This window comes from Nitrobacter sp. JJSN (genome assembly GCF_051912485.1).
Classification (GTDB): Bacteria; Pseudomonadota; Alphaproteobacteria; order Rhizobiales; family Xanthobacteraceae; genus Nitrobacter.
The window spans coordinates 2,353,726-2,373,355 of the sequence record NZ_CP196822.1; the positions used below are offsets into that span (position 1 = coordinate 2,353,726).

Below are 19,630 nucleotides of genomic sequence, written 5' to 3' on the forward strand. Positions count from 1 at the left end.
GGCCTTCGATTTGCGGCCTTCGAGCGTTCGTTCGCCGCAGAAGCCAAGCAGCTCCAACGGCTTAATCGCTCAGGCGTTCATAGAGCTTTGCGCCGGTATTCGCATCCACGCCTACCAAACTAACCTTATAGCCCCACAGCCTGCGGATGTGTTGTAACGTCGCGTCGCAGCTACCATCCTCCAGCAGAATGCCGTCGGCAATTTTGTGCTCCAGCCGTAGATGCCGGTCGCCGAGCAGATCGACGTCGACGACCTGAATGTCGGAACGGCTTGCCCCGATGTCGTAGCTGTGGGCAAGCGCCGAGCGAATCTTCTCGTACCCGCGCTCGTTGTGGATCGAGGCGACCTCGTAGTGCGGCTCGCTAGCAGTGTCGGAAAGCAGGAAAAGCCGCCATTTGCGGATCAGCGTGGGGCTCAGATACTGCCGGATAAAGGATTCGTCGCGGTGGTTAGCCCAGGCATCGAGCAGCGTGGCGCGCCAGTCGAATTTGCCGGCGAGGTCTGGGAACCAGTCGCGGTCCTCTTCCGTCGGTTCGGTCGAGATGCGCTGGATGTCCTGCATAAGGTTCAGCCCGAGCGCATAGGGATTGATGCCGGCATAGCGGGGGTCGTCGAAGGCCGGCTGGAAGATCACGTTCGAATGGCTGCGCAGGATTTCCAGCATCGCGCTTTCGTTGATTAGGCCGCGATCGAACAGCGCGTTCATGACCGTATAATGGACGAAAGTAGCGCAACCCTCGTTCATCACCTGCGTCTGCCGTTGCGGGTAGAAATATTGGGCGATGACGCGCACGATCCTCAGGATTTCGCGCTGCCACGGCTCCAGGATCAGGCTGTTCTTCTCTAGGAAATAAAGGAGGTTCTCCTCCGGAAGCTTCAGCGATTTGCGACGCTCGGCCGTCTTGCTTTCGCTCTCGCCGACCTGACTCTCGCTTTTCGACGGCGGCAAGGTGCGCCAGAGGTCGTTGTAGGATCGCTCCTCATATTCGAGGCGCTCGCGCAGGCCTTGCCGCTGTTTCTCCGACGACAGCTTCGGAGGCCGCCGGTAGCGGAACACACCCTGTTCCATCAGCGCGTGCGCCGTGTCGAGGATTTCCTCCACGGCGGCAAGCCCGTGCCGCTCCTCGCAGCGGGCGATGTAATTCTTTGCGAAGTCGAGATAGCTGAGGATCGCGCCGGCATCGGTCCACTCTTTGAACAGATAGTTGTTCTTGAAGAAATGATTGTGGCCGAGCGCGGCATGGGCGGTCACCAGCGCCTGCAGCGCCATGGTGTTTTCTTCCATCAGATAGACGATGCAAGGGTTGGAATTGATGACGATCTCGTAAGCCAGCCCGCGACCACCCTCGCGATAGAGCTGTTCCTGGTAGAGAAAGTGCTTGCCGAACGACCAGTGTCGGTACATCAGCGGCATGCCAATGGAGGAATAGGCGTCCAGCATCTGCTCGGACGAGATGATCTCCATCTGCACCGGATGGATATCGAGGTTAAGCTCTTCGATTGCTACCCGTTCTATCACGTCGAAAGCATGCGACAGGGTACCGAAATCCCAGTCAGGACCAGAGAATAGCAGGCCGGGTTTGCGTGAGGTGGCATTCATCGGCGAATCCTCAATCCTTCCGCCGCCGCCTGCCTAGTAAAGAGTTGCCGGAACACGGGGTAGATGTCGGCTGCCTCGGCGATGCGGGTCATCTGGAAGTTCGGCCAGTTCTTGTTGACAGAACTATAGGCTTGCCAAAGCGAGGTCCCGTTCTCGGTCGTGCCGAAGATATGCCGCTCCCGCTTATCGATGATTTCGACATAAGCGTAATACTGGCAAAGCCGCATGATCTCCTCGTCGAGGAATGCGATGCAGCGCGGCGAATCGTCGGCGAGGTTGTCCCCGTCGGATGCCTGTGCGGCGTAGATATTCCATTCGCTGCTGGGATAGCGCTCAGAGATGATGCGATGCATCTTCTCCAACGCGGTAGAGACCACCGTGCCACCGCTCTGCGTGCTGTAGAAGAAGGTCTCCTCGTCCACTTCCAGGGCTTCATGAGTGTGACGGATGAAAACGATTTCGGTGCGGTCGTAGCGGCGCTTCAGGAACAGGTGCAGCAATACGAAAAAGCGTTTGGCAAGGTCCTTCTCGCGTTCACCCATCGAGCCGGACACGTCCATCAGGCAGAACATCACCGCCTTGGCGTTCGGAATGGGCTGCGCCTCGAAGCGGTTGAAGCGGATGTCGACCGGATCGACATAGGCGATCAACCGCCGCTTCCGTTTCAGTTGCTCCACTTCGTCTTGCAGCGCGGCGATACGCTGTCTAGCAAGCGGGCTCAGCGACCCCGCTTCCAGTTCCGCAATCTCCTGCCGGATCGCGTCGACCTCCTCCCGTTTGGGGCGTTTCAGCGCGATGCGGCGGCCGTAGCTGTTGCGCATGGTGCGGCCGACATTGATGTTGGTCGGCGAACCGGCTGCGGCAAAGCCCGCCCGCCGCGACTTGTAAGCGAGGATTTCCTTTAAATTAAGCTTGACCATATCGGGCAGTTCGAGGTCCTCAAAGAAGAGGTCAAGCACCTCCTCGCGCGACAGCACGAAGCGGAAATCGTCTTCCGAGCCCTTCATCGACTGGCCGGACGTGCTGGCATCGCCCTGGCCGGGCTTGAGCAGCCGATCGCCGGGCGCGAAATGCTTATTGCCCGGCAGGACATGTTCACGGCGACCGCTGTCCTTGGCTTCCTTGAAGCGTGGCTCGTCCGTGCTTCTCGTCGGAATCGAGACCGCCTGCTCGCTGTCCGCATCGGAAATCCTGCCGCTGCGGACGCCGTCGCGAATGCTGCGCTTCAATTCCTCGCGCGCGCGCCGCAGGAAACGCTGCCGGTTGCCGAAGCTCTTGTCTTTAGGGTTGAGTCGGCGGTCGATGAAGATCGGCATGGCATGCCTCCGCCTTCAGCCGGCCTTGTTGACTCGCATATACCAGTCCACCAGCCTCCGCACCTGACGCTCGGTATAGCCGCGTGCGATCATCCGCTGCACGAATTCGTGGTGGCGTTTCTCGGTGACGCTGTCCTGCTTGGAGCCGAAGCTGATGACGGGCAGCAGGTCTTCGACCTGGCCGAACATGCGCTTCTCGATCACCTCGCGCAGCTTCTCGTAGCTCGTCCATGACGGGTTGCGGCCGTCATTGCGGGCCCGCGCCCGCAATGTAAACTTCACCACCTCGTTGCGGAAGTCCTTCGGGTTGGCGATGCCGGCCGGCTTCTCGACTTGCGACAAATCGTTGTCCAGCACCTCGCGGTTGAGGATCTGCCCGGTATTGGGGTCCTTGTAGTCCTGGTCTTCGATCCAGGCATCGGCATAGGCAATGTAGCGGTCGAACAGGTTCTGGCCGTATTCGCTATACGACTCCAGATAGGCCTTCTGAATCTCATGGCCGATAAACTCGGCGTACCGGGTGGCGAGCTCCGACTTTATGAAATCAAGATAGGCGGCTTCGGCCTTTTTCGGGAACTGTTCGCGCTTAATTGCATCTTCTAGAATATACATCAGATGAACGGGATCGGCAGCAACTTCCTCGGTATCGTAGTTGAAGGTCTGCGACAAAATCTTGAAAGCGAAACGGGTGCTGACGCCGGTCATGCCTTCATCGACGCCGGCGGCGTCCCGGTATTCCTGGACCGACTTTGCCTTAGGGTCGACGTCCTTAAGGTTTTCGCCGTCATAGATCCGCATCTTGGTGTAGAGGGGCGAGTTGGCATGCTCAGCCAAACGGGTTGAAACCGTGAACCGGCTGAGGATGTCCAGGACTTCCGGCGCGCACGCGCTGTCGACAAGTTCGCTTTCGCGCAGCAGCTTATCATAGATTTGCCTTTCCTCGGTAATCCGCAGGCAATATGGCACCTTGACCACCAGGATGCGGTCAAGAAACGCCTCGTTGTTCTTGTTGTTCTTGAAATGCAGCCATTCCGATTCGTTGGAATGGGCAACGACTATTCCCTGGTACGGAAATGACCCAAAATTCTCGGTGCCGTTGTAGCTGCCCTCTTGCGTTGCCGTAAGCAGCGGGTGCAGCACCTTGATGGGCGCCTTGAACATCTCGACGAACTCTAGCAGGCCCTGCGTGGTGCGGTTCAGGCCGCCGCTGTAGGAATAGGCATCCGGATCAGACTGGCTGTAGTTCTCGAGCTGGCGGATGTCGACCTTGCCGACCAGCGCAGACACGTCCTGGTTATTTTCGTCCCCAGGCTCTGTCTTGGCGATGCCGATCTGGCGAAGCCGGGACGGCATAAGCTTCACAACAGAAAATTTGGAAATATCACCGGCCAGTTCGTCGAGACGTTTCGCCGCCCAAGGTGAGATCAAGCCGTTTAAGCGTCGCCGCGCGATCCCGTATTTGTCTTCCAGCAAATCGGCCATGCGGTCGGGGCTGAAAAGGCCGAGCGGCGATTCAAAAACCGGGCTGATTTGATTCCCGGCCTTGAGCGTATAGATGGGGCGCTGCTCCATCAGGCTTTTCAGTCGCTCTGCCAGCGAAGATTTGCCACCGCCCACCGGGCCGAGCAAGTAGAGGATCTGTTTGCGTTCCTCCAGCCCTTGCGAAGCATAGCGGAAATAACCGACGATCCGCTCGATCGTGTCTTCCATGCCATAGAAGTCGGAGAAGGAGGAATAGAGCTTGATCGTCTTATTCGCGAAAATGCGGCCCAGCCTCTCGTCCTTGCTGGTGTCGACCAGCTTGGGTTCGCCGATCGCGTCGATCATGCGCTCGGGCGCCAAGCCATACATCGACTTGTCCTCCCGACACGCCAGTAGATATTGCTGGAGGCTCATCTCTTCCGGGGTCACGGAACTATAGATTTTAGAGAACAATTCGAAGACGTCAGATTGCTTGCTGTGCATAGTCGCCTCCCGGCGGCCGCCGCGGTGTCCTTACGTCACAACTTTCATGAAGCCGCGACGGTTCCCGTTCACGTTCTGAATTGATCGTGGTTCGGAGCAAGATCGAACGGGGAAACGATCACCGCTCGATGCGATGCCAAGATGCTTATTGCTAATCTGCCGTATGTTGCAGTCTCACCGGCGCGCCACTCCGGCCTCATTGATCAGGCGCTCGCCTCTCGCCGATTTCACTGCACGGGCGAACCAAAACCATTGTTCCTCACAGTAGCTAGGCGCCCATTCGAGAAGGTCTAGGACCACGTCGCGCGGATAAGCGCTACGGCGCCATGTTCCCTTCACGTCCCCTTCCCGCGCCTTCTTCCACAACCGCTACAACTGTCGTGCCGCAACTGCGACATGCCGCCATCGCTCCGTCCGCCGCTATAGTCATGCGGTGCGGGGCAAACTCCGCGAAGAAAGTCGAGCAAGCCCACGACATCGCGGCGAACCTCAACACATGGGAAACTCGCCGGGGGCTGCGGCCGCCAATAAGGTAAAGGCTGCCTCAATACCGCGTCAGTTTCTGGTGCTGGTGCCATTCGCGATTGTGGGGGTAGCCCCATTATCTGCCCTGTGAACCGCCGATACCAATGCGCTGACGCTAACCAAAGTTGCGACGGCTAGAATTGCTGCCAGGACAATTTTAATTTTCATGTCGCTTTTCATGTCGCCTCTCCCTTCATAGCCCGCGGAGAAAAGTGCGCATTGTCCTGTCTTAATGTGCGATGGCGTTGGCAAATTTTAAGGACTGATTCAAAAATAGAAAGCATCGGGATTGTGTGCCGTCCCGAACGCTTCCTTATCCTGCGCATTGTCCGCTCGGATGGGTACCAGCATCCCCGTCCATAGCTGGGCCGAGAAACTTGACCCTCCGAGGACTGCCGAGTTTCCGTCTATTGCGCCAGCCAGAGCAGCTGGCGGATCGGAACCTCGCCCCACCCCGCGCATTATCCAATCCGGACGGACCAGCCATCCGTTCGCGCTCTACCGAGAAACCCGCCGGTGATCCCATCGCCGGCGGGATCTTAGAATACAGACAGATCGGAAGTTGTGAACGTGATCGATTGGTCCAGGCTGTCTAACCTCCATCCGCAAGTTCGGGCGAAGTTCGCCCGTGTCGCCAAGACGCAGGCGATGCCGGTCGACTACGGGCAACGACAAGAAATTGGCCAAGTTGTTCAACAGCAAAATGAGGAGCGAGGCGAGAGCCTGCAGTAGTTCGCCGAGCTGTTTAAAAAACAACTCCAAACTGTAGCTGCTTCTCCCGCTTAGGACGACGGCGCAATGTGGGATTCGATATCGAAGAGGGTAGGCTACGTCGCTTGGTTGATCGCCGTCATTTTCGTGGCGGTCGCGCTTTGGTACATGAGCCAATAAGCGAGAGAACCAAGCCGAACTCTGGTCGGTAATCCGAAGGACAATCCGATGGGGATAGACGGTCGAAGTCGGCGAGCGGGTCTCAGTTGTTTTGTCGGGGAGTTATCACCACATACGATATGGGCCCAACAAGGTAGGTATTGTCGTGAAATCATTTAAACGTCCCGCGGAAGATCAGTCCGAGGAACTTCGACCTCGGAACCCTCAGCGCGCCGACATCATTCCGACTGAAGGCTTCGCGATGGTCGTGGATGGAAGGCTAAAATCTTCCTTTGACGAAGAGCGCATTGCCCAAGCAGCGGGTGCAGAACTCCTGGCAAAATTTCCGATGCTTCGCATCGAGGTGTATAATGCGGAAACGAAGGTCCGCACCAAAGTCGAGGCAGTGGCTGCAAGTTAATCCAGCAAATCGCGAGGTAAGAAGGAGTCGAGTGATCGACGCCGCGGACGGCCCCAGCTTGGCGCGGCTACTACCGGAAAGCCGAAAGGTCGGGTCGCTTCAGCCAGGGCCGGAACGAGAGGATTTTCTCAAGAAAATCGCCGGGGCCGCGACCGCCATAAACATAGACAGATTTGCAAACCCGCCGGGATTGCGGCCGCCAAATCGGTTGCAGGAGGTCGCTGCGCACCGGCGTTCCGCTGGAGCCCGTCTCCGCCCGGTCCAGCCGCCGTTCTTTCCCAGTAACTCATCCCGGTGAGCCCTCACCGGCGGGTATTTGTTCTCACGTAACCTCTTGCTCTCACGTGGATTAATCGGCCCGGCGGGCAGCGTCTGTCTTCACTCAGCTCGGCCTTCGTCGCCCGTGGCGAGCCTTTTTAATGCTCGATCGACGCGCGGCGCTGGCCCACGAAACCGTGTTTCGACACTGCCCCGATTGGGGCACACCATCAATCCATCACCGCACGGTCCCCTGGCTCCCATCGGTGAAGAGAACGCCCGGTAGCGCTCCCGCCTTCCTCTAACGGAATGAAGAGCCAATGGGCCAGCTTTCTCGAAGTAATATCTGCCCGACGTGCGGGAAACCGATGACCATGGCATTGCCTGCCGCCTGGAGGGAATGGTGCGCGCACGCTCCGGTGCGTCGAATGCGATCCTTTAAGCGACGACAAGACACTGGGATGGATAGAGAGCGAGCTCCAACCGCCGGAGCCTCCGCGCTAATCCGCGCTTCCCAATCTCTTCATCGTGAACTCGATCTCACCGTCCGGCAGTTCGCGCCAGGTCTCGACCTTCGACAAGTGCGTCGCGGCCGGGCAGGCCCCCTCGCCGTCTGTCTGGCTCGGTCTGGGGCTGGGTGAAGGTGTCTCCCGAGTATAGCCGTCAGGGGTCTTGGTCTGCCGGCGCTGGGCGACTCTTCGATCCGCACGTTCTCAAGGCGTTTGGCCATGGGCAACGGCACGCTTTCGCATCCACGAAGCCTCTAGTTCTGACGATCACGAAATCCCTTAACGCCGTTGTTCTCTGCGCAATGTTCGCAGCAGTAGAACTTGTCCGCAGATTCAAGCCCATGCCCAACGATGCGAATACCGCAGTGTTCGCACACCGGAGCCAAGGCGTGGATCGCACATTCGAAGCTGTCATAGGTATGGGTTTTCCCGCCCATGGTGACTTGAAATGCCTTGTCGTAGTCGTTTCCGCAGGTTTCGCACTGAGACATGTTCACCCTCCCATTGGTTTGCGTTGATGATCAATGACCGGATGGGCCGATCGGTTCCCGCAGCGCCAGCGCTCCTTCTCTTGGACAGTTACGCCATCCTCACCGCAATCTTGACGCATGATTGCATCACAAGTTGCCGGGTCCACGCCGCTGCGAAAAAGACGAAAAAGACAACACGGCGTTCGTTAAGCGGATTGTTACAACATACGCCGAAATTACGGATCGCGCCGGACTGAGTCGATCTCGTGATCGAAGGCGCAAAACCGGAGAGCTTTCATTAGTAAGACATCACTGGACGAACAGATCGCCAACGCGCTCATCGATAACGCGGTCAACGACGGCTTTCTAATCTCCGTCAATGACGGGGAAGATCCGGTCGTCAACCGATCGCGGAATCTCCCCGAGATCACAAAGGCGATGTTCAGCACCAATAGGGACACGCTCACGCTTAATGTCGAAGAACGGCGTGTCGGTATGATCACTCTGATCTACGACAACGGGAATAATGGGCTCGATGTGATCAGTGATCACACTGACATCCCGCACATCAACCGCCTCGTTGAGCACACCATGAAGGAGTTCGAGCGATGAGACTCTACGCCTAACCTGCATGTTCGCGAGACGCGGATCGCAAGCTGGAGGGGGATCAGTGCTAACCCGGCTCGCGCTGATCGGTGCCGCGTCCACATAATAACTAGAAGAAGGGCCGCCTACTGAGGCGCGCCCCCCTCTTGGTTAAACGTCGCGTTTGTCTTTTGTTCTCGGGTAGCGAGGATGCTTCGATGGTTTGATCGTTCCCATAGCAAGTTCAGCGCTGCCATGATCGCCCAATCAGACCTGATCATCAGCCGTTTACGAAAATGACCGAGACGTTTCGTGCTTGCAAAGATGTAGGCGTGATATTTTCCCATTATTTTGGTGCCAGGCTTGGGGACGACAGCCACTGGTCGCCGTGCGACGCTGTTTCAGCCTGGCGTGCCTTTCGGATTAACCGCTCTCGCTCAACGCCGGGCTGAGTACCGCGTGCCTCTTTACGCAGGCGCTGAGCTTCATCGTTGAGGCGTTGATAAAGCGATTTGAGATTCTGTGGAAAGCGAGGTCGAGGCTGCATGGCGTGGCTCCTTATTTGCCGAAGGCGGGAGCGCAACACTCTCAGTCACCGATAAATGCGAAGGTCCGGGCGGCAACGGCGAGGTCGAGCGCTCAGAACGCCGCGAGCGCCGTTCATTATTCGACTTTGCGGCGAGGAAGCCGAATCAGGGAGGTTCGATGCGTTAGCCGCACCGAATGGATGCTTCCGTCGTCCACCGGGTATTGCACTTAGAGCAGTGCCATTTGTTGGTGACGACATGGAGCGAATATTGCGAGTTCACATTGATTTGTTGCCTCAAGATCAGAATTTCTGCCTCAAGCGCAACTTGTGACCGCAGCAGGTCGATCACCATTCCAAAGATCAGTCTGCACAAATCCAACATCGAGCAGCAGCCTTGCCCGATTCTCGATCAACCGCCAGCCGGATGGCATTCGCGACAGGGACAGCCAATCGGCTTGCCGAGGATGGCTGGCTGGGACAAAGACCTTCTCGCTGAACGCCAGCGCATCAAGCGCGCCACCATCGCAAACCGCCGCTTGCAGCATCGACTGCAGGCCGCTTAAACTCTAACCCCTGATGAGCTAGGGCTTCGCTTCTCAAAATCCCTGATCCGCCTCAAATCATCTGATGACGGACAAGAGCGACTGATTGTGGTAGCCGGACATCTCCGCGATAACAAACGTCGGATGGCCCGCTCCGATTTTGTGATTCGTGATAATGATTTCTTGGCGAAACCATATCAGCTCCTTAGATCGATTTCTGTTGAATGTGAGAGTTGATTTTCATGAGTTCCGGATGCGCTTTCAGCAAAGCCTTTAAGCCCGGGTAATCCATCTCGGCCGCATGATGATCTTCAATCAAAAGTTTGGCGAGTTTGAAGTCGTCGTCGGTGTCGACGGTGATGCGCCAGTCGCTGAGATCTTCTTCATCCGTGCAGTACTCGTGACGAATATCCGGCATCGACGTGCGAATATAACCTGTCACATGCTCGCGCTCGGACGGAAGCTTGGCATTCTCCACGGCAAAGTCGAGTGAGCGTCGGGAAAAAATTTCGAATTCCATGCCGCGAGGGTAGGTCCGCTTTTCGCCGTTCCAGAGATAAATGGACTCGCTCTTCAAGCCCAAATAGATGTCGAGGCCGGCGCGAATCACGTCTGGACAGATGAGTGGGCAGTCCGACGTCACGCGAATCACGTGGCGAGCCTCGTGTGCCTGCGCCGCTCTTTGGTAACGTTCCAGTACGTCATTCTCACTGCCACGAAATACCGGAACGTCGAGTGCAGCGCAGAGTTCGACAACGGGACCGTCGGAGAGATTCGTTGTCGTCGCGACAATCACGGGCACGCCGACATCGGCGAGGCGATCGAGATGCGTTTCAAGAAGCGTGCGTTCCCCGGCGCGCATCAAGATCTTGCCTGGGAGGCGGGTGCTCGTCATGCGCGCCTGAGTGATGATTACGACTTCATTTGGCATCCTAAAAACCGAGAACGGCGTCCATCACATAGTCGATGTCTTCGTCAGATGGCTGCGGGAACATCGGCAGGCTCAGCGTGGATTGCTAATGGCGCGAGGCGTTCGCAAAGTTTCGGCGGTTGATAGCGCTGGTTAAGCAGGTCAAAGTCGTTTGGGCCTGCGATATCTTCCAAGGCTGCGCTCTCTTAACATCTTCAAACGCATTCCGGCAATCCTATGAAACACTCAACCCGGCAAGCCTATCGATGTAGCGCGCCGATATTCCAAGGATTCGTGAACGTGCCGTTCCAAGTCCGGCTCGATCGGCCTTTGCTAGCTGCTGCTCCGTATTACGACCCTTGAAGTACCTCGCATAGTCGACAGCATAGCCGCTCCGCGCCAACCACGAGCCAATATGGGCATAGTGCAGATCGCAACAACCCGCTGATGCTATGTTGGCTGATTAATCAGGCCCGCTTTTCCATCAGGAACCACGTCAGGTCGTCAGCAGGGAATGCCGGGTCTCGATGATAGATAAACCCGTAATCGACAAGTTTTAAATCAGGGTACTTGTCCATCATCTCGCCGGCAAAATCCCGCTTCCACAAACGCCCACTGTGACCACGATAGCTGATCTCAACCACGGATGGATTGTAGTACTCCGCCACGAGGACATAACGATTGCTGGCCTCATGGAGCCTTTCATAGGCCACCGGCAGCATGTCAGGATTGAGGTGGATCAGAACACCGGCGGTAAACGCCAGATCGACGCTTGACCACTCGACTGGTTTGAACAACGTCGTATTGGAAGCAGCTATTCCGGGTATCGTCGCTAGCCTTTCGAAGGCTTGGCTGTTTATTTCGATGGCTTGGAACGCTGCGGATGGAAGCAGGGTCTTGAGGGCCAGAATATTAAGGCCGATGTTGGCGCCAAGCTCTCGAACTGACCGGACGTTGCTGCATCGCTGGACAATTCGGGCAAACATCCCGATTTTGGCGACCAGCACTTCCTGATTTTGATTCCGGTCGATGTAGTTGTCGCCGAACTCCCCGGCCCAGAATTCCTCTTGTGCTGTGATCTGGGTCATACGTGCTAGTTCCCCTTGAAGTTTTACATCATTACTACAACTAAAACGAGCGGCGGATCATTGTACGCGCTCTCGTCATGACCTGCGGAAGACCAACGTTCCTTTCATTGGCTCCGGGCGTGCAGGAGAGTAAACCCTCGGCAATGTCAGGCGAGCCGCGGAAGAGGCAGATGGAAGGGCTATGATGGATCGCGAGCAGGTCAGGGCTCATTGGCGGGACTGGGCATCGAAATTCGGCACCGCGCTCGGCGCCACCACCAGAACCGAAACCGCGAAAATGCTCGAGATCGACGCATTGGCGCGCCGGATGTCTGCGATCGGGCTCGGCGATGCGCCGGCACACGTTCTCGAAGTCGGTTGCGGCAATGGCTTGAACTGCTTTGGCCTTGCCGCACGATTCCCGCGCATGCAACTCGACGGCATCGACTATACCGCGGAAATGATCGACGCCGCGCGTGAAGCAGCCGTTGCCAACGGCTTCCAGGACAGGTCCAGCTTCCGAATCGGCAATGCGCTCGAACTTTCGGCGGCGTCGGGATTGCTGGCGCAATACGATGTCGTTTTTACCGATCGCTGCCTGATTAACATCGAATCGGTCGAACTGCAGATGCGTGCCATCACCGACCTTGCCGCAAGGGTGCGGGAGGGTGGACATCTGATCATGATCGAGAATTCGATGGCGACCTATGATCGGCAAAATCATTGCCGCACCTTGCTGGACCTGCCTGCGCGCACGCCCGCCGCATTCAACTTATTCTTCGACGAAACACGCATCCTGCCGCACCTCAAAACGCTCGGCTTTGAGGTCGAGATCGAGGATTTCATTTCGCTTCACGACCTGATGCTCTATGTGCTGGTCCCGGCCATCAATGGAGGCACCGTAGATTACGACCATCCGCTGGTCCATGCGGCAACCCTGCTCAACATAGCGGTATCGGCGGAGATATCGAGCGCCTTCGGCGCCTTTGGGCAAGGCCGGATGTTTGTCGGTCGGAAACCTTGATGCCGGAAGCTGACGCCAGCCCGCTCCACAGCGGCCTATTGCTGGATCTTGACGGCACGCTCGCTGACAGCCTGACGGCGCTGAAAAACGTCTACCATTCCTACCTCGCCTCCTTCGGCGCGAGCGGCAACGAGGTCGAGTTCCAGCGGCTCAACGGGCCGCCGCTTGGCGAGATTATCGAACGGCTGAGGATGGCTCACAAGCTGCCCGGAACACCGGCCGATCTCCTGCAAAAATACTCGGCCATGGTGTCGCAGGCGCAGCAAAGCGCGCGTCCCGCTGCCGGCGCATATGAATTGCTGGCGCACGCCCGCGCCTGCGGGTTGAAGATTGCCATAGTTACGTCGTCGCCCAAATTGTCCGCGCAAAGATGGCTCGCATTCGGAGGGCTCGCCGACAAGATCGACGATGTCGTCGGCGGCGATGAGGTGAGCGCAGGCAAGCCCGCTGCCGAACCCTACATCAGGGCACTGAGGCGGCTGAATTGCTCGGCCTCCCTGTCGCATGCCGTCGAGGATTCCCGCATCGGCGCGATGTCGGCAGTTGCCGCGGGGCTAAAAACGTGGGCATTGGCGCCGCCGAACAATCGCGCCGGGTGGCCCGGTCAGGTCGTGTTCATCGAACGTCTCACCGATCTCCTTGGACGAATACCGGCATGCTGAATGTTCATCTGCTTCAGTCGGAGCCGAGAGTAACGCTGGGAGCGGCAGCGCCAACCATCGGCCCAGACATCGAGGCGCGCGTGGACGAAATCTGGCAACGCGAAAAAGAGCTACGCTCCCACAATCTCTACAACGGGCGATTGTTCAGCGTCGATTATTGTGATGCCAAAACGATCGTCGGCTGGCTTTCGGAGTACCGCTACTTCCTCGCACAACGGCGCGAGCCGAGCCTTCATGCCGCGCTGAAGATCAAACCGCTCGCCGTCACAGGTATCCTATCTTGTTCGGATGGCGTTTTATTCGGCCGGCGCAGCGGTCGCTCCGAGATGGACGCCGGGTGCTGGGAGCTGGTGCCGTCAGGCGGCGTTGACGACGCGGCAGTCGGGTCGGCCGGACAGGTGAGCCTCGAACGATGCATTCTGATCGAACTCGAGGAAGAAACCGGCATCGGAGCGTCCGAGCTGTCGACGCAATCCAGAGCCGTTGCGCTCGTCGAGGATCCGCAAAGCCACGTCACCGACGTCGGAATCATGCTCGCGACCGCCTCCTCGGCTGCGCAAATCCAGCGCCGCTTCGCGGCGCTTGAGAATCGTGAATATGCTGAACTTGAAATCGTTGCGCCCGCCGAAGTGCGGGCGTTTCGGCGCAACCGGGCTGACTCGTTGGGCGCTGTTTCCGCCGCCCTTTTGGATACTCTAATGCAACCCGGCTTATGCTCCGGCTTCCTGAGCAGCGCCTTTACGCAAGATCAAAACTATAAACACTTGAAGTAACTTATAAAAATCGTCAAAATCTACGGTAACCTCGAGGCAACTTTGATCTTCGCCGCGCAAACCTCGTAAACTGCCGAGGCGGTAGTTTCCGCTAAGTGGCAGCGTTGCTGGGAACCGAGTCTTACAGTTCGCCCCAGGAGCGTAAATTGTGATGCAGAGTCCGGAACTCATCATCGAGGGGCGCAAGATCGGCCCGGACTACCCTCCTTACATTATTGCCGAACTGTCGGCGAACCATAACGGCAAGCTTTTGAAGGCGCTGGAGTTGATCGAGGCAGCAGCCGCCGCCGGCGCTGACGCGATCAAGATCCAGACCTATACGGCCGACACGATGACCATTCCTCACGATGGCGAGGAGTTTTTGATCAAGGGCGGCCTGTGGGACGGCTACAGGCTCCACCAGCTCTACCAGCAGGCTTACACACCATATGAATGGCATGGGCAAATGTTCGCGAAGGCGCGTGAGCTTGGGATCACGATCTTCTCTAGTCCCTTTGACGAGACCGCCGTCGACCTGCTCGCAGGGCTCGATGCTCCCGCCTACAAGATCGCATCGTTCGAGGTGATTGACCTGCCGCTGATCAAATATGTCGCCAAACAGGGCAAACCGATGATCATCTCGACCGGGATGGCCAATCTCGGCGAGATTCATGAGGCGGTCGAAACAGCGCGCAGCAACGGCGCCGGCGGCATCGCGCTGCTGCACTGCACCAGTGCCTACCCGGCTCCGATCGAGGAAGCGAACGTGCGCACGGTGGCGCATCTCGGCCAGGCCTTCAACGCCGTGTCCGGCCTTTCCGATCATGCGCCGGGCTCTGCCGCCTGCGTCGCTTCGATCGTGCTGGGCGGCTCCATAATCGAGAAGCATTTTACGATCTCGCGCGCCGACGGCGGTCCAGACGCAGCGTTTTCGCTCGAACCGCACGAGTTCAAGCGGCTGGTCGACGACTGCAAGTCGGCATGGTCGGCGCTCGGATCTGTCGACTATGGCCCCGTCCAGAGCGAGAAGGCCAACATGCGGTTTCGCCGTTCGATCTACGCAGTCAAGCCGATCAAGGCGGGGGAGCCTCTGACGAGCGAGAATATCCGCGTCATCCGGCCCGGCTTTGGCCTGCCGCCAAAGCATCTACCCAACGTCATGGGCCGCACCGCCGCGCGCGACATCGCCTATGGTGAAGCGCTAAAGTGGTCAGTGATCGCGTGACGGTCCCGCAAGAACCGCAACAGCGCCATCGATGAACGAACTGCGCGGCATCCGCGGTACAGCATATCGCAATCGCACCGCGCGATGATCGAGTGCATCTTCGATTGGGGCAAGCAGCACGGACCATACGCAAGACCAAGCATCGCGGCATCGAATCGCGTTGCGCCAGCTTCCTGCTCAATCTGATCGCCTATAGCCTGATCCGCATCAACCGGGGACCTGTCTGAAGCCCACCTAACGTCGGTTGAACAAAGTCCGGAAAAGATTAATCCTGGCTGCAAACCGCTTCGAACTCGCCACGGGCAATGCCTCTTTCGAAACCAGCATTGGCAGGTCATCTTGGAGAAACGACTTTAGATTTATGAAGAGGGGATCTTCTTCCAATCTAAAATTCGACAACGCCAGCGTCGCACTGCGAAAATATTCTTCAGGAGCCCAACGTTTATCGGGAATTAAAATCGATTTACTGCGAAATCCCTGGAGTATGCAGTAGGAATAAGCCACTGCGCGCCGACGCTGATCCTCCGGCATCGACCAAGCCTTTCGCGACACATTTAACAGAATGCTCCTCAGAGCTTCCATGCTGGATGCCTCCTCGATAATACCAAGGCCAGAAAACTTATCTTCCCCCGTCGCGATCATTCTATGTCCAGCCGCGGCCATTTCGTAGAGAACCGTTCCACGAACCGTGAGACCAGCTTCGCAATGCTTCATGACCTCACCAGCGCTGAGGGCGCCATCTGCAAATCCGATATTTCTGATGTCGGCGCAGTATTTACGCAGCGTATCCCACGAACGCTTCCAATCATAGCTGTCGTTCAGCGGATGCGGCTTAATAATCAAGTTGAGATGTGTCAGTTGCCGCACAAGATCAACGACGTCGACAACAGCTTGCCAGTAATCGTCCGAGAGTTGCTTTGGCCGCGTCAGCGGGGCGTCTTGAAACGCATGCGCGAATACGCAGACCGTAGGATTCTCGGGGTTGACACCGCAGCTCTCAAGGAAGGCCTCGCGAGAAACTGGTAGCTGATCAACAACATCACGGTTCAATAGCGGGTCGATCGTCCGCGCCAGCGTGCCTTCAACAGCGCCGTCGAACAGGTGAAGCCTGGGATCATCCAGTAGAGCTTGATCGAAAGCGTACCTTTCCAGCATCTCTTTGCAGCCGCCGGGAAGACCGGACGACAAGTCGGTTAGATCCCGATATCGCGTAACAGCAATTGGGATATACTGTTCTACCAGGAATGTTGGTGCGCCATGCATGGCCGAAAAATCAGCCAGCTGTCCCGATACCGAATAGCAAATGTGTCCCAATACACTCGCTCGAATCGAGGACTTTCCAAACATCATGGGAAGAGCTTCGTAGTCGGCCAACACGAGCTTTGCAACTGCGATGAGTTCGTCGCTCAGATTGTCGATGGTGCCGAAGCCAAATCGTCTCAGAAATTCATTGTAAATCAGAAGACCGCATCGTGGGGATTTCGGTTCTGACAGTGACCGAATTGCTTGCCTGAGCGAGGATCCCGACTTGCCTTGTAGTCGCTTGCGAAGGTCACTCTCTGCATTGGCTGACCAAACCGGATCAGACAGGCGACGATTGCGAAATTCGGAAATATTGTAAAAGCGACTGACGCCAAACGAGCGAGCGAGCGCTTGGTTCGCTTCAACGTCTGTCCTTCGAACATCACCAAAGTCATCGGCGAAAATCCCGACGATTTCACCTCCCCATATGTGCTGTATGCACTTCGCAATTACACAATTTGCGAACAGGTGGAAGTGCACATTGTCATTGTGAAAAAGGTCAAGTATTAAGATGCCGTCAGACTTGGGCGGGGTAGAGGATGTCCAGAAACGCCGATTTTCTTCCAGAAACTCACTAATATTCATGGTGCCATGAAGATCCCTGCGATCTGTTTTTCAAATTTTTGATCGCGCAAACCAACCCCGAAAAGATCACGTTCTATAAGCAGATCTCCATCTGAGGTCCAGTCGGCCCAGTTCTCCCAATGAACGGCGTTTTTGAAGAATGACTTCTTCGCACTTAAGGTCTGAAAAAGTGTCCTGTCTTGCTCTGAGACCGAACTTTGGATCGCCGGTCGAAATCTCAAAACACGACAATTTTAAATCCTCAAGTTTCGAGCACGTGGGATAACCGTTCCATAACGTAATCTTGCTGTTCGGCGCTCAGGTTTGGGTGAATAGGCAACGTCAGCGCGAAGTCGTAATATTTTTCGGAAGCCGGAAAGTCGCCTCGGGAGAAGCCCAAGGCCCGGTACCATGGTTGTAGATGGACCGGGATGTAATGGACGTTGACGCCGATACCTGAAGAACGCATCGCCGCAAAAACCTCGGCGCGAGTACGTCGTACGGTTTCATCCAGTTCAATGACATATAGATGCAACGCAGAGAGAGTGCCCTCCGGCACGCACTGGCGAATCACGGGAAGACCAGCAAGCCCTTCGTGATAACGCGCCGCGATCGTCTGCCGCCGGGCGACGAATTCGGCGAGGCGATCAAATTGCCTCACGCCGAGCGCCGCCTGAATGTCGGTCATACGGTAGTTAAAGCCGAGCATCACCTGCTCGTAGTACCAAGGGCCTTCGGAAACGGCGATCATATCAGCGGGATCGCGCGCAATGCCATGGTTGCGCAGCAGGCGCATGCGATGGGCGATCTCGGCAGAACGCGTGGTCGCCGCACCGCCTTCTCCGGTCGTCACAATCTTGACGGGATGGAAGGAAAAAACGGTAACGTCAGCGAGTTCGCTCGAACCGACGGGCCGATTCTGGTAGTATCCGCCAACGGCATGGCTCGCGTCTTCAAGGATGCGGAAGCCGTGTCGGTCCGCCAGCCGGCGGATAGAGGCAAGATCTGCGGAAGTACCGGCGAAGTCCACTGGAACGACAACCTTCGGCAGGGTGCCGTCGCGCTCGGCCGCTTCGAGCTTGGTGGCTAGTGCCTCAACATCCATGTTTCGGGTCTTAGCATTGATATCGACGAAATCGACGATCGCTCCGCAGTAGAGACCGCAGTTGGCGGAGGCTACAAAGGTGTTCGGCACCGTCCAGAGTCGATCCGCTGGGCCGAGCCCGAGCGCAAGACAAGCGACGTGCAGCGCCGCTGTTGCTGAGGAAAAGGCTACCGCTTCGGGCGCGTCGACTGCCTGCGCCAATGTCTCCTCAAATCTAGGAACCATCGGCCCTTGGGTTAGGAAGTCTGACCGAAGGACTTCGACGACCGCCTCGACATCGGCGCTAGAGATGTCCTGACGACCATAGGGAATCATGTCTTGGTCCGTTCATAAAATTCCCGGATTTGTTCCACAGAGTACAGGACGGGGTTTGTACCGGAGTTGTACTCGAAACCCCGCGCTACAGGAGCACCAGTCTCACCGAGACGGTTCTCCAAATAATCACAACCGCGATCGTGGAACTTGATCGACGGCCGCATTACATAATGATCACTGAACTCAAGCGTCAAATGGCTATTATCCGCAGGGCACAATATCTCGTGCAGCTTTTCGCCCGGCCGGATACCAATCAAGTTCTGTGGCAGGTGCGGCGCCATCGCCGTTGCAAGGTCGACTATCCGGATCGACGGCAACTTCGGTACAAAGATTTCGCCGCCATGCATACGTTGGAAGCACTTCAGAACGAAGTCGACGCTTTCCTGCAACGAGATCCAGAAACGAGTCATGGCGGTGTCGGTAATCGGCAATGACGTCGCGCCTTGCGCTATCAGTTTTTCGAAAAATGGGACGACCGATCCGCGCGAGCCGGCAACGTTACCGTAGCGCACGACCGAGAAGGCGGTACGTCGTTTGCCTGCCATATTGTTGGCGGCAATGAACAGTTTATCCGATGCAAGCTTGGTAGCGCCATACAGGTTGATCGGATTAGCCGCTTTATCGCTTGATAGCGCGACCACCTGCTCAACGTTGTTGGCAAGCGCGGCTGCCACAATGTTCTCCGCGCCATGAATGTTGGTGCGGATACATTCCATCGGATTATATTCAGATGCTGTCACCTGCTTCATAGCGGCAGCATGAACGAGATAGTCTATCCCACGCGTCGCTTCGATCAAACGCGCGCCATCACGTACATCGCCGATCAGCCAGCGAATGCAGGGCGCGTTTACTTCCTGCTGCATCTCGAATTGCTTGAGCTCATCGCGTGAATAGAAAACGAGGCGCGCCAAGTCGTAGCGCTCGAGCAGTATATTCGCAAATTTGCGTCCGAAAGAGCCCGTACCGCCGGAAACAAATACGGATTTGCCGTTGAACACCTGGACCTCTCTTTACCTGGGAATGGCGTAACCGAAGTCCGCGCGATGTCAATGACGGGACAGTCAGAGTGAACACTCCACCGCCTGAAGGCGGTGGCTTCAAGTTACGGCTGGAA

General features: G+C 57.0%; 17 protein-coding genes. 7 read left to right on the forward strand and 10 right to left on the reverse strand.

Annotated elements, in window-relative coordinates; translation table 11 throughout:
* Positions 1-61: 61 nt before the first annotated feature.
* From ACSZOQ_RS11715 to ACSZOQ_RS11730, 4 genes are all read right to left on the reverse strand, one after another.
* Positions 62-1,600: a SpoVR family protein gene (locus tag ACSZOQ_RS11715; RefSeq protein ID WP_439922697.1), complete on the reverse strand. Its 1,539-nt coding sequence runs from the start codon at positions 1,598-1,600 to the stop codon at positions 62-64.
* A complete protein-coding gene (locus ACSZOQ_RS11720; RefSeq protein ID WP_439922698.1) occupies positions 1,597-2,916 on the reverse strand; it encodes a YeaH/YhbH family protein in 1,320 nt (439 codons plus the stop codon). The genes ACSZOQ_RS11715 and ACSZOQ_RS11720 overlap by 4 nt, the downstream gene beginning before the upstream one ends.
* Positions 2,917-2,931: 15 nt before the next feature.
* Positions 2,932-4,881 (reverse strand): PrkA family serine protein kinase, encoded by a 1,950-nt coding sequence (locus ACSZOQ_RS11725; protein ID WP_439922699.1) that lies wholly within the window; start codon positions 4,879-4,881, stop codon positions 2,932-2,934.
* A 555-nt stretch (positions 4,882-5,436) separates the two neighbouring features.
* Positions 5,437-5,586 carry a hypothetical protein gene (locus ACSZOQ_RS11730; protein ID WP_439922700.1) on the reverse strand — a complete coding sequence of 50 codons (150 nt, stop codon included), beginning with the start codon at positions 5,584-5,586 and terminating at the stop codon, positions 5,437-5,439.
* Positions 5,587-5,970: 384 nt separating this feature from the next.
* Between ACSZOQ_RS11730 and ACSZOQ_RS11735 the strand changes: the two genes are divergently transcribed.
* Positions 5,971-6,138, forward strand: coding sequence for a hypothetical protein (locus tag ACSZOQ_RS11735; protein WP_439922701.1), 168 nt, complete (start codon positions 5,971-5,973; stop codon positions 6,136-6,138).
* Between the two features lie 304 nt (positions 6,139-6,442).
* Complete coding sequence (locus ACSZOQ_RS11740; protein WP_439922702.1) at positions 6,443-6,697, forward strand: hypothetical protein; 255 nt, start codon at positions 6,443-6,445, stop codon at positions 6,695-6,697.
* A gap of 1,021 nt (positions 6,698-7,718) precedes the next feature.
* On the opposite strand, the gene ACSZOQ_RS11745 is transcribed toward ACSZOQ_RS11740, so the two are convergent.
* Positions 7,719-7,955, reverse strand: coding sequence for a hypothetical protein (locus tag ACSZOQ_RS11745; protein WP_439922703.1), 237 nt, complete (start codon positions 7,953-7,955; stop codon positions 7,719-7,721).
* Between the two features lie 1,287 nt (positions 7,956-9,242).
* Here ACSZOQ_RS11745 and ACSZOQ_RS11750 point away from each other — a divergent pair.
* Complete coding sequence (locus ACSZOQ_RS11750; protein WP_439922704.1) at positions 9,243-9,611, forward strand: hypothetical protein; 369 nt, start codon at positions 9,243-9,245, stop codon at positions 9,609-9,611.
* 184 nt (positions 9,612-9,795) lie between these two features.
* Here ACSZOQ_RS11750 and ACSZOQ_RS11755 read toward each other — a convergent pair whose 3' ends face one another.
* Entirely contained in the window at positions 9,796-10,521 is a 726-nt protein-coding gene (locus ACSZOQ_RS11755) for a cytidylyltransferase domain-containing protein (RefSeq protein WP_439922705.1), read from the reverse strand.
* A gap of 446 nt (positions 10,522-10,967) precedes the next feature.
* Complete coding sequence (locus ACSZOQ_RS11760) at positions 10,968-11,588, reverse strand: pseudaminic acid biosynthesis-associated methylase (protein WP_439922706.1); 621 nt, start codon at positions 11,586-11,588, stop codon at positions 10,968-10,970.
* A 184-nt stretch (positions 11,589-11,772) separates the two neighbouring features.
* Here ACSZOQ_RS11760 and ACSZOQ_RS11765 point away from each other — a divergent pair, with 184 nt between their 5' ends.
* The 4 genes from ACSZOQ_RS11765 (at position 11,773) to pseI (ending at position 15,230) form a co-directional block, all read left to right on the forward strand.
* Positions 11,773-12,591, forward strand: a complete 819-nt coding sequence (locus tag ACSZOQ_RS11765) for a class I SAM-dependent methyltransferase (RefSeq protein WP_439922707.1) — start codon at positions 11,773-11,775, stop codon at positions 12,589-12,591.
* A complete protein-coding gene (locus ACSZOQ_RS11770; protein ID WP_439922708.1) occupies positions 12,591-13,253 on the forward strand; it encodes an HAD family hydrolase in 663 nt (220 codons plus the stop codon). The genes ACSZOQ_RS11765 and ACSZOQ_RS11770 overlap by 1 nt, the downstream gene beginning before the upstream one ends.
* Positions 13,247-14,026: an NUDIX hydrolase gene (locus ACSZOQ_RS11775; protein WP_439922709.1), complete on the forward strand. Its 780-nt coding sequence runs from the start codon at positions 13,247-13,249 to the stop codon at positions 14,024-14,026. Before ACSZOQ_RS11770 ends, ACSZOQ_RS11775 begins: the two co-directional genes overlap by 7 nt.
* Before the next feature lie 151 nt (positions 14,027-14,177).
* A complete protein-coding gene (gene pseI / locus ACSZOQ_RS11780; RefSeq protein WP_439926027.1) occupies positions 14,178-15,230 on the forward strand; it encodes a pseudaminic acid synthase in 1,053 nt (350 codons plus the stop codon).
* A gap of 234 nt (positions 15,231-15,464) precedes the next feature.
* Here pseI and ACSZOQ_RS11785 read toward each other — a convergent pair whose 3' ends face one another.
* The 3 genes from ACSZOQ_RS11785 to pseB form a co-directional block, all read right to left on the reverse strand.
* Entirely contained in the window at positions 15,465-17,117 is a 1,653-nt protein-coding gene (locus ACSZOQ_RS11785; RefSeq protein ID WP_439922710.1) for a hypothetical protein, read from the reverse strand.
* Between the two features lie 241 nt (positions 17,118-17,358).
* Positions 17,359-18,516, reverse strand: a complete 1,158-nt coding sequence (pseC, locus tag ACSZOQ_RS11790; protein WP_439922711.1) for a UDP-4-amino-4,6-dideoxy-N-acetyl-beta-L-altrosamine transaminase — start codon at positions 18,514-18,516, stop codon at positions 17,359-17,361.
* Positions 18,513-19,514 (reverse strand): UDP-N-acetylglucosamine 4,6-dehydratase (inverting), encoded by a 1,002-nt coding sequence (pseB, locus tag ACSZOQ_RS11795; RefSeq protein WP_439922712.1) that lies wholly within the window; start codon positions 19,512-19,514, stop codon positions 18,513-18,515. The genes pseC and pseB overlap by 4 nt, the downstream gene beginning before the upstream one ends.
* Positions 19,515-19,630 lie beyond the last annotated feature (116 nt).

Excerpts from the sequence above, each read along its gene's own strand:
- ACSZOQ_RS11715 (WP_439922697.1), bottom strand. The coding sequence starts at position 1,600 with ATGAATGCCACCTCACGCAAACCCGGCCTGCTATTCTCTGGTCCTGAC.
- ACSZOQ_RS11720 (WP_439922698.1), bottom strand. The coding sequence starts at position 2,916 with ATGCCGATCTTCATCGACCGCCGACTCAACCCTAAAGACAAGAGCTTC.
- ACSZOQ_RS11725 (WP_439922699.1), bottom strand. The coding sequence starts at position 4,881 with ATGCACAGCAAGCAATCTGACGTCTTCGAATTGTTCTCTAAAATCTAT.
- ACSZOQ_RS11730 (WP_439922700.1), bottom strand. The coding sequence starts at position 5,586 with ATGAAAAGCGACATGAAAATTAAAATTGTCCTGGCAGCAATTCTAGCC.
- ACSZOQ_RS11745 (WP_439922703.1), bottom strand. The coding sequence starts at position 7,955 with ATGTCTCAGTGCGAAACCTGCGGAAACGACTACGACAAGGCATTTCAA.
- ACSZOQ_RS11750 (WP_439922704.1), top strand. The coding sequence starts at position 9,243 with ATGGATGCTTCCGTCGTCCACCGGGTATTGCACTTAGAGCAGTGCCAT.
- ACSZOQ_RS11755 (WP_439922705.1), bottom strand. The coding sequence starts at position 10,521 with ATGCCAAATGAAGTCGTAATCATCACTCAGGCGCGCATGACGAGCACC.
- ACSZOQ_RS11760 (WP_439922706.1), bottom strand. The coding sequence starts at position 11,588 with ATGACCCAGATCACAGCACAAGAGGAATTCTGGGCCGGGGAGTTCGGC.
- ACSZOQ_RS11765 (WP_439922707.1), top strand. The coding sequence starts at position 11,773 with ATGGATCGCGAGCAGGTCAGGGCTCATTGGCGGGACTGGGCATCGAAA.
- ACSZOQ_RS11770 (WP_439922708.1), top strand. The coding sequence starts at position 12,591 with ATGCCGGAAGCTGACGCCAGCCCGCTCCACAGCGGCCTATTGCTGGAT.
- ACSZOQ_RS11775 (WP_439922709.1), top strand. The coding sequence starts at position 13,247 with ATGCTGAATGTTCATCTGCTTCAGTCGGAGCCGAGAGTAACGCTGGGA.
- pseI (WP_439926027.1), top strand. The coding sequence starts at position 14,178 with ATGCAGAGTCCGGAACTCATCATCGAGGGGCGCAAGATCGGCCCGGAC.
- ACSZOQ_RS11785 (WP_439922710.1), bottom strand. The coding sequence starts at position 17,117 with ATGAATATTAGTGAGTTTCTGGAAGAAAATCGGCGTTTCTGGACATCC.
- pseC (WP_439922711.1), bottom strand. The coding sequence starts at position 18,516 with ATGATTCCCTATGGTCGTCAGGACATCTCTAGCGCCGATGTCGAGGCG.